The organism is Flavobacterium urumqiense (genome assembly GCF_900108015.1).
Lineage (GTDB): Bacteria > Bacteroidota > Bacteroidia > Flavobacteriales > Flavobacteriaceae > Flavobacterium > Flavobacterium urumqiense.
In genome coordinates, this window is sequence record NZ_FNVP01000007.1 from 114,694 (window position 1) to 130,697 (window position 16,004).

The window sequence follows — 16,004 nt, forward strand, 5'->3', positions numbered from 1 at the left end:
TCATGAAAAAAATAATTTTATTGCTATCATTTATCACCTTGACGATGTCATGCAGTGATCTTACTGATATGAATGTTGACCCCAAAAGGTCAACAATTACACAGCCTGAATATTTGTTCACAAATGCTCAAAAAAAGTTGGTAGATCAAATGGTAAGCACCAGTGTAAATTCAAATGTTTTTAGAATGTTTGCTCAACAATGGACAGAAACTACCTATCCCGGTGAAAGTCAATATGACATCGGCGCTAGAAAAATTCCTGATACCCATTTCGCTACTTTATACAGGGATGTTTTGGCAGACTTGGTAGACTCAAAAAATTTACTAAAAATACAAAAGCCAGTTACAGCCTCAGATATTGCAATTCAGAAAAATAAACTGGCAGTAATTGACATCCTAATAGCTTATTCCTATAGTGTATTGGTAGACACATTTGGCAACGTTCCTTACACTCAGTCAGTTGACGACAACTATCCTTTACCTGCTTACGATGATGCTAAAACAATCTACAAGGACCTTATTACGAGGTTAGCGGCAAATGTTGCTATACTGAAAAACAATGCGGCAGATCCAAATTTTGGCGCAGCAGATCTTATTTTTTCAGGTAACGCAGCTAGTAATGCAAAGTGGGCTAAATTTGCTAATTCATTAATCATTAGACTTGCTGTCAATATTTCAGATGTAGATCCGAGTTACGCTATGACTCAGGTTCAAGCGGCTATTGCTTCAGGGGCATTAGCTAGCAACGCAGATAATACAAAACTAGTATATTTGACTACAGCTGGTAACACAAATCCACTGTATCTTGACTTAGTTACAAGTAAAAGAGACGATTTTATTCCAGCTGAACCTTTTGTTGCAGCGATGGAAGCAATTGGAGGAGACCTAAGAATGGGTAAATTTTTCACTAATGCCACAGCACCGGCTCCAAAAATTCCTGTAGGAAGAACTTACGTCGGTGGTACTTATGGTGAAGCAAATGTTTTTGGTGATTATTCACATGTAACTTCTACCTTAAACAATCCTGTGTTTGCAGGTACTTTATTTGATTATTCTGAATTACAATTTCTTTTAGCAGAAGCTGCAGAGAAGAATTTAATTCCAGGGGGTTCCGTTCAGGCAAGAATCTACTACAATAGCGGAATCACAGCTTCTTTCCAGGATTGGGGACTTACTACTACTGATGCGACTCTATATTTAACTAATCCTAAAGTGGATTATACAAATGTTTTAAGTGGTGCAACATATAAAGAAAAACTTGGTAAACAAGCTTGGTTTGCACTATATAATAGAGGATTTGAGGCTTGGACTTCTTATAGAAGATTAGATTTCCCTAAGTTATTTCCATCGACAACTTCAAAGAATAAAGGAATCTTGACAGTTCCGGTAAGATATACTTATCCAAGTGTAGAACAAACTCTAAATGGTACAAACTATACTAAGGCCGCCAGCGATATTGGTGGAGACCTATTGAACACAAAAGTTTTCTGGGATAAATTCTAATTATCACTTATTTTATTTAAAACCATCACTCAAAGAGTGATGGTTTTTTTATGTCTACAAATCATTGAAAATAATTATTATTTACTCTTTTGATCAAAAAAAGTTGTGAAAAAATTGGTTTTCGCATTTAGATTAGGAACCGGAAAAAGAACCAAGAGTTATTATTTTGAATAACAAAAAAAGTAAACACTAAATTAATTACTTCGGTTAACAACTATTACAAGAGTATTAGCATTTGAAAAATAAGTGCGCCGTTATAAAATAATAAATCCCGATTTTAACAGAATATCCAAATATACTGAAACCTAATTTAAATAAAGCATATCGTCATAGAGTATAGGTTTTCAAAAGATAAAACAAACGCTTAAATAAACAGTCAAAAAAATATTACCACTATAAATAGCCCCTATGTCCAAGACAATTTTTAAATTTAGCATCCTCTGAAAGAAAAAAAAATAACAATAAGTTAACTTTTTACAACGCCATACTTAATATTTGTTATAATGTTAAATTTTACAATGCAATTAAAAAATAATTGCCTTTATTAGGAAAGTTAACAAATTATTAAGAAGTTTGCGAGACTAATTCAAAATATTTAAAAATGAAACTAAAGTTTAATGGATTCTTAGTACTATTAGTAGTACTTGTCGCGCAACTAACTTTTGCGCAAGAAAGAGCTGTTTCAGGTGTTGTTTCTGATAATGCAGGATTGCCTTTACCAGGTGTGAGCGTATTAGTAAAAGGAACTCAATCTGGAACACAAACTGATTTTGATGGAAAATTTTCTATCAGAGCAACATCAAGCCAAATCTTGATTTTTAGCTACATTGGTATGAAAACCCAAGAAGTAATGGCAAGTTCAGCAACTGTCAATGTAAAATTAGCTGGTAGCGCAGTAGAACTTGAAGGAGTTGTTGTGACGGCTTTAGGAATTAAAAGAGAAGTGAAAGCACTTCCTTATGCAGCACAAACGGTTAAAGCAGAACAATTAAACGTTACACAAAGTGTAGATGTTAAAGGAGCTTTAGCAGGAAAAGTTGCTGGTATTCAAATTAACGGACAGGCAGGATCAAAAATTGGTGCTACTGGTAAAATTAGAATTCGTGGTGCGATAAGCTTAACAGGTGACGATGATGCATTGTATGTGCTAGACGGGATTGCAGTTGATCCTAACTCTATTGACATGGATAATATAGCTGACGTTACTGTACTTAAAGGACCTAATGCAACAGCGTTATACGGACAAAGAGCTGTATATGGTGTAATACAATTGACTTCTAAAAAAGGAGTTAAAGGCCGTATGACTGTCGATATCAATAGTTCTACTACTTTTGATAAAGTGGCTTACTTACCAAAATATCAAAATTTATACGGTACAGGATATGAAGGAAATGATAGTTGGTCTAATTTCGATTATGCCGCAGGTGGATTTGGAGGAGCTTACCCAACTGAATGGTCTGTAATGGATGGCAAACGTTATCTTAGAGAAGATAATAACTATGCTGACGAAAGCTGGGGCCCAAAATTTGATGATAAAGATTACTTACCTTGGTATTCTTGGTCAAAAGATAGCCCTTATTTTGGACAAACTGCAAAATACTCAGCTCAACCAAACAACATTAAAGATTTCTACGATACAGGTGTAACAAAAAGAAACTCGTTCACTCTTAGTGGTGGTGGAGATAATTTTAGAGCTAGATTATCATACACTAATTTAGACCAACAAGGTATTCAACCATCTACTGGACAACGAAAAAACTACATCGCCTCTACTATGTCATATGACTTAAGCGACAAGTTAAAAGTAGATTTCATGATGAACTATAGTACTGGTACAATTAGAGGGGAATTTGATGACTCTTATTCAAACCAAACATCAGGATCATTCAACTCATGGTTTGGAAGACAACTTGATGTAACTAAATTACGTGAATTAAAAGATCTAAAAAACGGAGCTGGTTACCAAGCAACCTGGAACTGGTGGGGTCCAGAATATTATACTCTAGGTGGCTCATATCAAAAACCAGCTTTCTGGTATAATCCTTACACTTATTTGGAGCAATTTGATTACAATCAAAAAACTGACAACCTTACCTTCTCTTTAAGTCCAACTTACAAAATCAATGACAACTTAAGTGTTGCTGGAACTTTTAGTAGAAACCAAAATAACTACGATAGAAAATACTATTTCCCAACAGAATTATCACTTTCTGCAGCGCCAGATTTATATAATCCATGGCAAAATGCTTTTGGTATTTACAAATCAGTTAGCACTGAGGATAATTACGATGCCAGAATTAATTATAATGTAGACTTTAATGAATTAAAATTAACAACTACTGCCGGAGCAAGTGTTAGAAATAATGCATATGACAGAATATCAACTGAGATTGATCAAACTTCAAGAGTTGGTGGATTGGTATTACCAGATGTTTATACATTCTCTAATGCTAGTGTAACTCCAATTACCAGACCATTTATCTATGATAAAAGTGTAAAAAGTATTTATGCTTTAGCAAATTTAGGATACAAAAATTTCTTCTATTTAGATGGAACTGTGCGTAGAGACTGGTCATCAGCAATGCCATCTACTGCAAATGGGAATACGACAGGATCGATCGGTGCAAGTTTAATTTTTACTGAATTAATGGGTAAAAACGATGTTTTAAGTTTTGGTAAATTAAGAGCTGGTTATGCGATTATTGGTACTGATGCAAATGCATTAGCGATTAATCCAAACTATCCTATACTTAATTCGCACCCTTACAACAGTACAAACGTTGCATTTTTCAATAAACAAACAATTGTAGATCCAAATTTAAAATTTGCACAAAACGCGAGTTTTGAAGCTGGTTTAGATTTGAAATTCCTAAGCAATAGAATTAGTTTTTCTGCTACTTACTATAATGAAAACAGAAAAGATGAAATTATTTCAATCAACGTTCCTAATTCGACTGGAAGTTATTTTTTCCTAACTAATGCAGGTGAAACTAAAAGATCAGGTATTGAACTATCCTTAAGCGGAGACGTCGTTAAAGCAAGTAATAAAGACGGATTCAATTGGAATACTTCTTTAAATTTTGCCCAAAACAAAACGCAAATTGTTTCTATCAGAGAAGGTTTATCAGCAATTAACGGACCAGGTGGAACTGATGACTGGAATTTAGCCACTGTCACTCAACAAGAAGGTGAAGAATGGGGTCAAATTAGAGGATCTGCTATCAAAAGAGATGCTAACGGTACGAAAATAGTTAATGCTGACGGTTTATACGAAATTGAAACAAACCATGATTTCGGATCTGTTTTACCAGATTTCACAGGAGGATTATACAACCAAATTAGCTACAAAGGAATTACCTTAGCTGCATCGTTAGATTTCCAAAAAGGAGGTAAATTCTTCTCTCTTTCTGAAACATGGGGAACTTACTCAGGATTATTGGAAGAAACAGCTGCACTTAACAATAACGGAATAAACGTAAGAGAAGATGTAGATCTAGCTAACCCTTCTAAATCTGGAGGTGTACATGTTGTTGGTGTTAATGCAATTGGTACGGCTATAGATACATACGTATCTGCAAACCCTTATTTTGCTCAATTTAAAGGAAACAACATAGCAGAACCTTTTGTACATGATGCCAGCTATTTAAAATTAAGAGATGTTTCTTTATCTTATACTTTCTCTGGAGCAAGATTTAACAATGTACTTCAAAGTGCTACAGTTGGTATAGTAGGTAGAAATTTATGGTTAATTGCTGTTTCTAAAGACAACAAAAATAGATGGGATCCTTCTGAACTTTCAGGTGGATTTGGAGAAAATGGACAGTTACCAGGAACTAGAAGCTTAGGACTTAATGTTAAACTAACTTTTTAATAAATTAGATATGAAAAAATATATTTTAACTACTTTATCCGCTGCATTGCTTTTTGCATCATGTGATACGGTAGATTTTGGCGACACTAACCAAAATATCAATGGACCTTCTAAAATTGATCCAGCGGGTTTAATGACTGGTGCAATTTTAGATTATTCTAACAACGCAGGTAGAATTTATGCTACTAACCCAACTTTATACGTTCAATATCAAACTCAGAATGTGTATTTGGATGAGACCAGATATAGTGACGTTGCACAAGATTGGAGCGAATATTATGTAAAAGCTTTTGGTAATTTAAACGTACTTATTAACTTTTTAAATGTTCCTGAAAATGTGACCCCGACAGTTTTGTCTCAAGGTTCACTTAATAATCAGATAGGTGTTGCTAAAATCATGAAAGCGATTGTAACAAAAAGAATCACTGATTTATATGGTAACATTCCTTACACAGAAGCTGGAAATGGCATAGCTTTCTTGAACCCTAAATATGATTCACAAGAATTTATATACAAATCGCTAATAGCTGATTTAAAATCTGGACGTGACATGTTAAAAACGGCTGAAACAAAACCAAAAGGGGACGTATTATACAGTGGAGATGTTGCTAAATGGAAAAAGTTAGCTAACTCAACTTTATTACAAGCTACGTTACAACTTTCTAAAAGATATCCTACTACATCAGGATTTGCAGCAGTTGAATTTAATAGTGCATTAAATAACGCAGGAGGAGTAATAACGACCATTGCAGATGAACCTTGGTTCAAATACATTGCTGCCGATGGAGTTTCTAACCCTTACTTTGCGTCAAGACCTGCGGATTATGATATCACTAGCGAATTCGTTCAATCATTAAAAGGAACTGGAACATTAAAAAGAACCTCAAATCACACGGCAGATGCTAGACTTGGTTTGTACATGAGAAGTTCTACAGGAGCTGGTAAACCTTATGGTAATCCAGGTGGTTCTGCAGGTGGTTCTAGTAGAATGAACCTGACTTTAAATGGTCAAGATTCTCCATTACCAATGACAATGGCCGCTTATACTTTCTTAAACAGAGCGGAGGGAGCAGCTAGAGGATGGACAACTGAAAATCCTACTACTTTATTGAAATCTGGTATTGTTATCTCTTTTGAAACATTATACAGACATTACAAATTCAACATCGCTACACCTACCATGACTCAAGCACAATTTGATAATGCAATGCTCGCTGCAAATGCTTACGCAGATGCCAGAGTAGTTGATGTAACTGCTGAAGGTGTATTAAAAGTAATTGGTGAAGAAAAATGGGTAGCTTTATTCTTAGCCCCATTTGATTCTTATAGCGAATGGAGACGTACGAAAGTACCAGCTTTAAAGGCACCTTCAGGAACTTTTAATGGAGGAGTAATTCCAACAAGATATAAGTACCCTGATAATGAAGTAAAATTCAACACCGCCAATTATAACACGGGAGTACAAGGTTTAACGCCTGCTGAAGATAGTAATAAATCTAAAGTATGGTGGGATCTATAATAAATCCTATTATCTAAAATTAAAAGCCACTCAATTTTTGAGTGGTTTTTTTTATATATTTGCACCATGGAAAAAGAACACCAAATATTCGGGATTAGAGCAATAATTGAAGCAATTCAAGCGGGCGCAACGGTAGACAAAGTCTACATTCAAAAGGAAGCAAGCAGCGAACTGATGAAAGACTTAATGAAAGTGATGAAGCGCGGTAATATTAACTTCTCGTATGTTCCTGTAGAAAAATTAAACAGACTTACGCCTAATAACCATCAAGGTGCTGTAGCTACCATATCCCCTATCTCTTTCTTCGATTTAGAATCTTTGATAGAATCCGTAATTGAAAATGGAAAAAAGCCTTTATTTTTAATATTAGATCAAATATCTGACGCGCGTAATTTTGGAGCTATAATCCGAACAGCTGAATGTACAGGAGTAAATGGAATAATCGTTCAAAAAGCAGGATCAGCTCCTGTAAATGGCGATACTGTCAAAACATCTGCTGGAGCAGTTTTCAATATTCCGATTTGTAAAGTAGAACACATTAAGGATGCTATTTTTCTTTTACAGGCTAGCGGAATTAAGACGGTTGCCGCAACCGAAAAAACAGATCAGACTATTTATGACATCTCATTAAATGAACCTGTAGCGATCATAATGGGATCAGAGGACCGTGGAGTAAATCCATCTGTACTTAAAATTGTAGATGAAAAAGCAAAACTACCTATGTTTGGGACGATTGGTTCTTTAAATGTATCGGTTGCTTGTGGCGCATTCTTGTATGAGGCAGTAAGACAAAGAAGTTAATCCCATACCCGGCCCTTTCCAAAAGAAAGGGAGACTAAAAGCATAAATAAAAAATGAATCAAAACTCCGGCTTTGATTCATTTTTTTTGTTTCCGATGACTTTATAGTCCACAGGAAAATCAGAAGAATAATAGCTTAACAGCTCCTCAGCTTCTTCAGAAGGGGGAAGATTTACAAAATTTCCATTGGCATCAAAACGTTGCATAAATTTATCTTCTACAGGATTAAAATCAGGATGCTCCCAATCGTATTTAATTATCTTTTTATACTCTGGCGTTTTGAAAAATAATGACAATCCAAAACCTGTAATAAATCCGGCTAAATGACCTTCCCATGAAATTGCTTCATCCACTTTTGGAAAAACAAACCATACCATTCCGCCATATACTATGATAACGGCAAGTGACAACGCAACCAAACGATAATATTTTGTCTGAATCCCTTTAAAGAAAATAAAACTAACCAAAACATATATCAAACCACTAGCCCCTATATGATAATTATCCCTTCCTATTATCCAAGTAATTATTCCACAAAAAAATATTCCATAAGATAGTACAGCTATCGATTGTTTAGCGTAAAAAAATTGCAAAGCAGCTAATAAGACCAATAATGGCAACGAATTATTATAAAGATGATTCATGTCAGAATGAATGAATGGACTGAATAAAACACCTTGCAAACCTGAAAATGTTCTTGGAAAAATTCCATTCGGAGCAAAATCAAAATCAAATCGAATTTCAATCCAATAGATAAACCAAAGAAAAAACACAAAAAAAAGTGGTAATCCTACAACTGAATTAGTAAATTTAAAATGTTTATCCATTTTGGTCTTTTTGTTTAAAAAAACAAATCAATAATTTATCCAAAAGTAATTTTATGCTATTTTGTCACTAAAAACTAATTAAATATAAATCACAATTACCTAGCCCAGATGTAAACGGCATCCTTTTTATCTCGTTTATTTGACGAGATAAAAAGATACAGTGCACAGCTGGAAAAGCTCCAAAAAAAATAGTAATTTTACGCAAGTTAATTTAAATTTATGATTGAAGAGTAACGAATTTGGATTTCAGATTTATAAAACAAATGGAAGCACCATTAGCAGAACGCATTCGACCACAAAAATTAGAAGATTATATCAGTCAATCCCATTTGGTAGGACCAAGCGGCTCATTGACACAACAAATTGCGAAAGGAATTATTCCTTCATTGATTTTTTGGGGACCACCGGGAACAGGAAAAACTACTTTAGCACAAATTATTGCACAAGAATCAAAACGTCCTTTTTACATATTGAGTGCCATAAATTCAGGTGTAAAAGATATTCGTGAGGTTATTGAAAAAGCAAAACAAAGCGGAGGGCTATTTACCGCAAAAAATCCAATACTTTTTATAGATGAAATTCATCGCTTCAGCAAATCACAACAAGACTCCCTTTTGGCGGCTGTAGAAAAAGGATGGATAACATTGATAGGTGCAACAACGGAAAATCCCAGTTTTGAAGTAATCCCTGCTTTATTGTCAAGATGTCAAGTATATGTTTTGAATGCTTTTACGAAAGCTGATTTAGAAACCTTACTGCAACGCGCCATGAAAACAGATACTTTTTTGGCAACAAAAAACATCAAACTAAAAGAAACAGAAGCTCTGCTGCGTCTTTCTGGCGGTGATGGACGCAAACTATTAAATATTTTTGAACTCGTCGTAAATGCATCAAATGAGACCGACATTATAATCACCAATGATCGTGTTTTTGAATTGGTGCAGCAAAATACCGTTTTGTATGACAAAAGTGGTGAACAACATTATGATATTGTGTCTGCTTTTATAAAATCAATTCGTGGAAGCGATCCAAATGGTGCTGTATATTGGCTAGCCAGAATGATTGAAGGTGGTGAGGACGTCAAATTTATAGCGCGACGCATGCTCATTCTTTCTAGTGAAGACATAGGAAATGCCAATCCTACAGCATTTATTATGGCTAATAATACTTTTCAGGCTGTTACAACGATAGGCTATCCGGAAAGCAGAATTATATTGAGTCAATGTGCTATTTACTTAGCGACTTCCCCAAAAAGCAATGCTTCTTATCTGGCTATTGGAACAGCTCAACAGCTCGTAAAACAAACTGGAGATTTACCAGTTCCAATACATTTACGCAATGCTCCCACAAAACTAATGAAAGAATTAGGATATGGTGACGAGTATAAATATTCTCATGATTTTGCAAACAATTTTGCAGAACAAGAATTTTTACCGGAGGCTGTTTCTAAAAAGCCTTTATATATTCCAGGAAATAATTCCAGAGAAAATTCTATAAGAGAATTTCTTAAGAATCGTTGGAAAGATAAATATGGCTATTAGATTTCAAATTCTTGATTAACAATTTTTGATTACAGATTTCAAACACAAAATATATTTATCAATCTTAATCTGAAATCTAAAACTTAACATCTATTTTTTCTGAAATAAGACTATCGTTTAGATAATATTCGAAAAACCACTGATTGTCTTTTGCAACTAAAACACCTTGAGTATTTCCTTTTACTGCAATATAACAATTGACCTTTGATGTTTTAAACACTTTCATTACCACTTTTGGAGAACTGTCTACTAACTGAAAGCCGTTAGTTACAGGTTGAGCATAAAATAAGTTCGTGTTGTTTTTATCTATACTATTAGTTTCGGTACTACTTTTAGAAGGAATTGTAACGGGAACTGCAGTCATTACTATTGCTTGTTGTGTATTCGTCACTCCAATACCGTTATATTTATGATTTAAAGCAAACACCGATACAAATGCTTTGCTCAAAGCTTCTGTATATGCGAGCTGAAATTCCTTTTCCTTGCTTATTCCTGTTACCGATTGAAAAATAATTTTCTCGTTACAATCCTTAAAAAGGATATGAAGTTTCGTAGTCAAAAATGATTTTTCTTTTACGACGTCAAAATATAATAAACTACATCTATTATTGAATTCGCTACCAGTGGTTTCATTAGTATAATAAGCCTCAAATCCTGCTTTATTTAAATTAAACTTTGACAAAGTTGCCAGACGGTATTGATTTTCAACCTTAGTAAAATCAAATTTCAAGGGGATTATTACCGATTTAAAATCATTTACAGATTGCGAAAAACCATAACTCACAATCAATAACAATAAAATTAAAATTCTTTTTTTCATAATTATAAGTATTTTTTTAGCTCTAATAAATGATTAACTTGTTTAATATTTTGCTCTACTTGTGCATTATTTCCATTAAAAAAAATAGAATCTAATCCAGCGTCAAGAGCGCCTTGGACATCAGCCTCAAGGCAATCACCAATCATTATACTACTTTCTTTTTTGGCTTTAGCCAAATCAAGAGCATATTCAAAAATAATTGGATTTGGTTTTTTTACCCCTGCCATTTCAGAATTGGTAATCGTTCGAAAATAACTCCCAATATTAGAATTGCTTAGTTTTTTATACTGCACTTCAGCAAAACCATTGGTAATGATATGGAGTTTATATTTTTGATTTAAATAATCCAAAACCTCAAAAGCACCATCAAAAAGATGGTTATTTTCCGGTAATAAATGAATGTAATCCTGAGCAATGCTTTCTATTTGTTCATCGGAAATGCAATAATTTATTGCATCAAAAGAATGTTTCAAACGATTATAGCGCAACTCCTCATGCGTAATTTTATCATATTGATATAACTTCCAACAGGCCTGATTTATAGGAACATATTTTTCAATAAATTCTTTCGTTTCAATAGTTGGATGATTTTTATTAAAAATAGCATCAAATGTCAATTCAGAATTCTTGTCAAAATCCCAGAGCGTATGATCTAAATCAAAGAAAACGTCTTTAATAATGGTGTTTTTCATTTTTAATTTCTAAAATATGCCTTCGTCAACAAAGCTAAAATAATTCATTTCTGTAATGATTAAATGGTCTAGTACTTTTATTTCCAGACTGTCTCCAGCTAACTTGAGCTTACGTGTAATTTGTTTGTCGGCATCACTAGGAATTAATGTTCCAGAAGGATGATTGTGACACAATATCAATCCCGTTGCTCCCATTTCAAGTGCCATCTTAAAAACTAATCTAACATCAACCAAAGTACCCGTGATTCCGCCTTTACTCAATTGTGATTTTGAAATAACTTTGTTTGAATTATTCAAATATACAATCCAAAACTCTTCGTGAGGCAATTCGCCAATAATAGGCTGCATCATTTCAAAAATTGTTTTACTTGAGGTAATTTTTGTCAATTCTACTGCTTCCTCTACTCTTCTACGTCTTCCTAATTCTAAAGCGGAGATAATTGAAATGGCTTTAGCTTCACCTATTCCTTTAAAATTAATTAACTGAGAAATAGAAAGTTTCCCTAATGCGCTTAAGTTATTATTTACGCTACATAAAATCCTTTTACTCAAATCGACTGCCGATTCGTTTCGACTTCCTGAGCCAATCAAAATTGCAATCAATTCTGCATCACTCAAAGCACTTTTGCCTTTTAGCATTAGTTTTTCGCGTGGCTTATCGTCTTCGGACCAATTGGTTATTGGAAAAAAAGAATTTTCAGGCATAGGTATATTTATCTTAAATTTGTTTTTTCATACAAATGCTATTTTCTAAACCCACATAAGGTTTATAGTTGTCAACAATAGTATAACCCACTTTTTGATACAAACCGATGGCTTGATTTTGTTTATCCAACGTTTCCAGTACAGAGAAAGAAAAACCTAACTCATGCGCCCAAAGTTCCAGTTCTTGTATTATTTGTTTCGCTAAACCTAAACCACGCGCTTCTGGAGAAACAAACATACGCTTTAATTCGATTGTATTTTTATCGTATTTCTTAAAGCAACCGCAAGCAACTGCCTTGCCTTCAAGATGAACAATAATAACATTAGGATTGAATTCAATAATATTATTTCCCCAGTAATTTGTTTTTAATTCTGGATAACGCGACCACAAACTGACGTCTAAAGCCGCAACAAGATCAATAAAATTTGGATTTTCACTAGTAGTTTTAGTAATTTCAATTTTGCTGTTCATTCTTTTTCTATTGCATCAATTCCTTAACTTCATCAAAATTCAATCCACCATAATTCCCGGAACTCATCAATAATAAAGCTGAATTATCAAGATTTAGGTTGAATAAATAGTTTTTAAAATCTTTTGGATTCGTATAAATAATTAAATCTTTTCTGTTGAATGCATTCGCAATTTGATCATAAGTCACTTCTTCTAGCTGCTTAATTTTAACCGCATCAGGTGAATAGAAAACAACTGCTTTATCTGCATATTGTAAAGCGCCCTCATATTCTTTTAGAAATTCAGCATTCAAGCTGCTGTAGGTATGCAATTCTAAACAAGCCACCAAAGTTCTGTTTGGATATTGTTCTTTAACTGCTTTTGTAGTTGCCGCAACTTTACTTGGCGAATGAGCAAAATCTTTATAAGCTACTTTATTTTTGCTTTCAGCAATTTTCTCTAATCGTTTTGACGCTCCTTTGAAACTGGCAATAGCTTCATAAAAATCGGCTTCATCAACACCCATATTCTGGCAAATCCATTTGGCTCCAGCCAAATTATTAAGATTGTGTGCCCCAAAAACTTCTATAGGCATATCGCCTTCCGGAGTTTCGACAAGCGTAACACCATTACTTACCTTATATTTTGGAGTATGATAGGCTAATTTACGAATAGGATTAGTCGCAGATTCTACTACACGTTTTACTTCAGAGTCATCTTCGTTGTAGACCAATATCCCACCATTGGTGATTTTATCAATAAAAATTTCAAATTGTTCTACATAATTTTCATAGGTTGGAAAAACATTAATATGATCCCACGCAATTCCAGAAATTAAAGCAATATTGGGTTGGTATAAATGAAATTTTGGTCTTCTGTCGATAGGAGAAGATAAATATTCATCACCTTCCAAAACGATAAAATCATTCTCTTCGGTGAGATGCACCATCGTATCAAATCCCTCCAATTGCGCCCCTACCATGTAATCCACAGCAATATTATGATAATGCATCACATGCAAAATCATGGATGTAATAGTAGTTTTCCCGTGAGAACCACCTATAACTACACGCGTTTTATTTTTGGATTGTTGATAAAGAAATTCTGGATACGAATATATTTTCAATCCTAATTCCTGTGCTTTCAATAATTCAGGATTATCAGCTTTAGCGTGCATTCCTAAAATTATTGCTTCAATATCTTGCGTTATTTTTTCAGGAAACCAACCTAATTCTGGAGGTAAAATTCCTTTTTTATCTAGTCTGGATTTTGATGGTTCAAAAATAGCATCATCACTTCCTGACACTTGATATCCCTTATTATGCAATGCTAAAGCAAGATTGTGCATAGCACTTCCGCCTATAGCAATAAAATGTGTACGCATTTTAGTTTAAAATTTATGGTTATTGAATTCTAAATAAGCTAAAAGTCAATCTTATAACTTATTTACTATTTTTTATTTTTATATTCTTCCAAAACTGATTTGGCTTTTTCAGGCTCATTCATTTTGTTTTTATACAAATTTGCCAACTTTTGATAGCTCATTTTTGAACCGTTTATGGCTATTGCTTTTTTAAATTGTTCTTCGGCTGCAGTATATCTTCTAAAATACTCATCAATATGACCTCTTGACAAATAACCGTCTACTGGTGAAAGTTTCATTAATTCATTAGAATACTTTATGGCTTTAGACTGGCTTCCGCCGACAATTCCTGGCAGTTGCATATACAACTCAATTAATGCCCAACGTGCCTCAATATGCTTTGGATTCAGCATTATTGCTTTTTCAAAAGATCCTTTAATTTCATCAATCATTCCTAGGGCTTTGAATTTATTGCCATTAATGGCTTTCATCCCAAGTACACCTCCATATTTATAATAATAATTGGCTTCAGAAGGTCTGAGTTGTTTTAATTTTTTATAATAACCAATCGCTGTATCCCAAGATTTATTTCGTCCGGCAATATCTCCCAGATATTCAATGGTTTTAAGATTAGACGGATTACTTTTTAGAAAATTTTCAAAAATAGGTCGTGCTTGATCAAATTTTTCTTCTTTGAATAATTTTTCTGCAGTATCAAAAGTGGATTGTGACCAAATCATCAGAGGAAATAATAAAAAGATTACAAGTAATTGTTTCATACTTCAAAAATAGGGAAATTTATAATTGTAATTTGACAACCTTATGAAAGGTTTATCTTTTTATAAAAAAAATCCGCCTCATTACATAACGAGACGGATTCAATTTTTATAAAAACTTAGTTCTTAGTCATTCAACATTTTCCATAACTTATCTTTCAATTCTGTTAATCCTTGTTGGGCAACAGATGAGATAAACATATAAGGAATATCTTTGAAGGCAACGTCTAATTCAACTTTAAGCTCTGCCTTTAACTCATCATCCAACATATCGCATTTTGAAATTACCAATAAACGCTCTTTGTCAAGCATCTCTGGATTGTATTTCGTCAATTCATTGACTAAAATATCATATTCTGCTTTGATATCGGGAGTATCAACTGGGACTAAAAATAACAAAGTTGAATTACGTTCAATATGACGCAAGAAATAATGTCCTAATCCTTTTCCTTCAGCAGCACCTTCAATAATCCCCGGAATATCTGCAATTACAAAGGATTGAAAATCTCTGTACGCTACAATACCGAGATTTGGTTTTAATGTAGTAAACGGATAATCCGCAATTTTTGGTTTAGCTGAAGTCAATACAGATAATAGCGTTGATTTTCCTGCATTAGGAAAACCTACCAAACCTACATCAGCAAGTACTTTCAATTCTAAAATCACATCCATCTCAGCTCCAGGTAATCCAGGTTGTGAGTATCTTGGTGTTTGATTGGTTGAACTTCTAAAATGCCAGTTTCCTAAACCGCCTTTTCCACCACGAGAAAGTATTTGTTTTTCTCCATCGTCAGTGATTTCAAACAAGATCTCCCCAGTTTCTTTATCTTTCACAACAGTTCCCAATGGCACTTCGATGAATTTATCGTCACCATCCGCACCTGTACTTCTGTCACCACTACCATCACCGCCATTACCTGCTTTAATATGTCGCGCAAATTTAAGGTGAAACAAGGTCCAAAGACCTTTGTTCCCAACTAAATAAACATGTCCACCGCGACCACCATCTCCTCCATCTGGTCCACCTTTTTCAATAAATTTTTCTCTATGCAAATGCGTAGATCCTTTTCCTCCTTTTCCGGAAGAAACATATATTTTAACGTAATCTACAAAATTCCCTTCAGTCATCTTTTCTAA

13 protein-coding genes are annotated in these 16,004 nt (G+C 34.0%); 5 read left to right on the forward strand and 8 right to left on the reverse strand.

The window, feature by feature from the left end; all coding sequences use genetic code 11:
* Nucleotides 1-2 precede the first annotated feature (2 nt).
* The 4 genes from C4S35_RS09995 to rlmB all read left to right on the forward strand — a co-directional run bounded on the left by C4S35_RS09995 (nt 3) and on the right by rlmB (nt 7,693).
* On the forward strand, nt 3-1,502 hold the full coding sequence (locus C4S35_RS09995; protein WP_244175240.1) for a SusD/RagB family nutrient-binding outer membrane lipoprotein: 1,500 nt from the start codon (nt 3-5) through the stop codon (nt 1,500-1,502).
* 601 nt (nt 1,503-2,103) lie between these two features.
* Nucleotides 2,104-5,373: a SusC/RagA family TonB-linked outer membrane protein gene (locus C4S35_RS10000; protein ID WP_104000030.1), complete on the forward strand. Its 3,270-nt coding sequence runs from the start codon at nt 2,104-2,106 to the stop codon at nt 5,371-5,373.
* 10 nt (nt 5,374-5,383) lie between these two features.
* The gene (locus C4S35_RS10005; protein ID WP_104000031.1) at nt 5,384-6,892 is read left to right on the forward strand and encodes a SusD/RagB family nutrient-binding outer membrane lipoprotein; all 1,509 of its coding nucleotides are present in this window, start codon (nt 5,384-5,386) and stop codon (nt 6,890-6,892) included.
* 66 nt (nt 6,893-6,958) lie between these two features.
* Entirely contained in the window at nt 6,959-7,693 is a 735-nt protein-coding gene (gene rlmB / locus C4S35_RS10010; protein WP_104000032.1) for a 23S rRNA (guanosine(2251)-2'-O)-methyltransferase RlmB, read from the forward strand.
* Between the two features lie 58 nt (nt 7,694-7,751).
* Here the strand turns inward: rlmB and C4S35_RS10015 are convergent, their stop codons facing one another.
* A complete protein-coding gene (locus tag C4S35_RS10015; RefSeq protein ID WP_104000033.1) occupies nt 7,752-8,519 on the reverse strand; it encodes a rhomboid family intramembrane serine protease in 768 nt (255 codons plus the stop codon).
* A gap of 263 nt (nt 8,520-8,782) precedes the next feature.
* On the opposite strand from C4S35_RS10015, the gene C4S35_RS10020 reads away from it, so the two are divergent.
* A complete protein-coding gene (locus C4S35_RS10020; protein WP_104000034.1) occupies nt 8,783-10,060 on the forward strand; it encodes a replication-associated recombination protein A in 1,278 nt (425 codons plus the stop codon).
* A 76-nt stretch (nt 10,061-10,136) separates the two neighbouring features.
* Here C4S35_RS10020 and C4S35_RS10025 read toward each other — a convergent pair whose 3' ends face one another.
* The 7 genes from C4S35_RS10025 to obgE form a co-directional block, all read right to left on the reverse strand.
* Nucleotides 10,137-10,880 (reverse strand): hypothetical protein, encoded by a 744-nt coding sequence (locus tag C4S35_RS10025; RefSeq protein WP_104000035.1) that lies wholly within the window; start codon nt 10,878-10,880, stop codon nt 10,137-10,139.
* 2 nt (nt 10,881-10,882) lie between these two features.
* Nucleotides 10,883-11,572, reverse strand: coding sequence for a YjjG family noncanonical pyrimidine nucleotidase (locus C4S35_RS10030; RefSeq protein ID WP_104000036.1), 690 nt, complete (start codon nt 11,570-11,572; stop codon nt 10,883-10,885).
* Nucleotides 11,573-11,581: 9 nt separating this feature from the next.
* Complete coding sequence (gene radC, locus C4S35_RS10035) at nt 11,582-12,277, reverse strand: RadC family protein (protein WP_104000037.1); 696 nt, start codon at nt 12,275-12,277, stop codon at nt 11,582-11,584.
* A gap of 13 nt (nt 12,278-12,290) precedes the next feature.
* Complete coding sequence (locus C4S35_RS10040) at nt 12,291-12,749, reverse strand: GNAT family N-acetyltransferase (protein WP_104000038.1); 459 nt, start codon at nt 12,747-12,749, stop codon at nt 12,291-12,293.
* Nucleotides 12,750-12,756: 7 nt separating this feature from the next.
* Nucleotides 12,757-14,112, reverse strand: a complete 1,356-nt coding sequence (locus tag C4S35_RS10045; protein WP_104000039.1) for a UDP-N-acetylmuramate--L-alanine ligase — start codon at nt 14,110-14,112, stop codon at nt 12,757-12,759.
* Between the two features lie 65 nt (nt 14,113-14,177).
* Complete coding sequence (locus C4S35_RS10050) at nt 14,178-14,870, reverse strand: tetratricopeptide repeat protein (protein ID WP_104000040.1); 693 nt, start codon at nt 14,868-14,870, stop codon at nt 14,178-14,180.
* Nucleotides 14,871-14,993: 123 nt separating this feature from the next.
* The gene (gene obgE / locus C4S35_RS10055; protein ID WP_104000041.1) at nt 14,994-15,995 is read right to left on the reverse strand and encodes a GTPase ObgE; all 1,002 of its coding nucleotides are present in this window, start codon (nt 15,993-15,995) and stop codon (nt 14,994-14,996) included.
* Between the last annotated feature and the right edge of the window lie 9 nt (nt 15,996-16,004).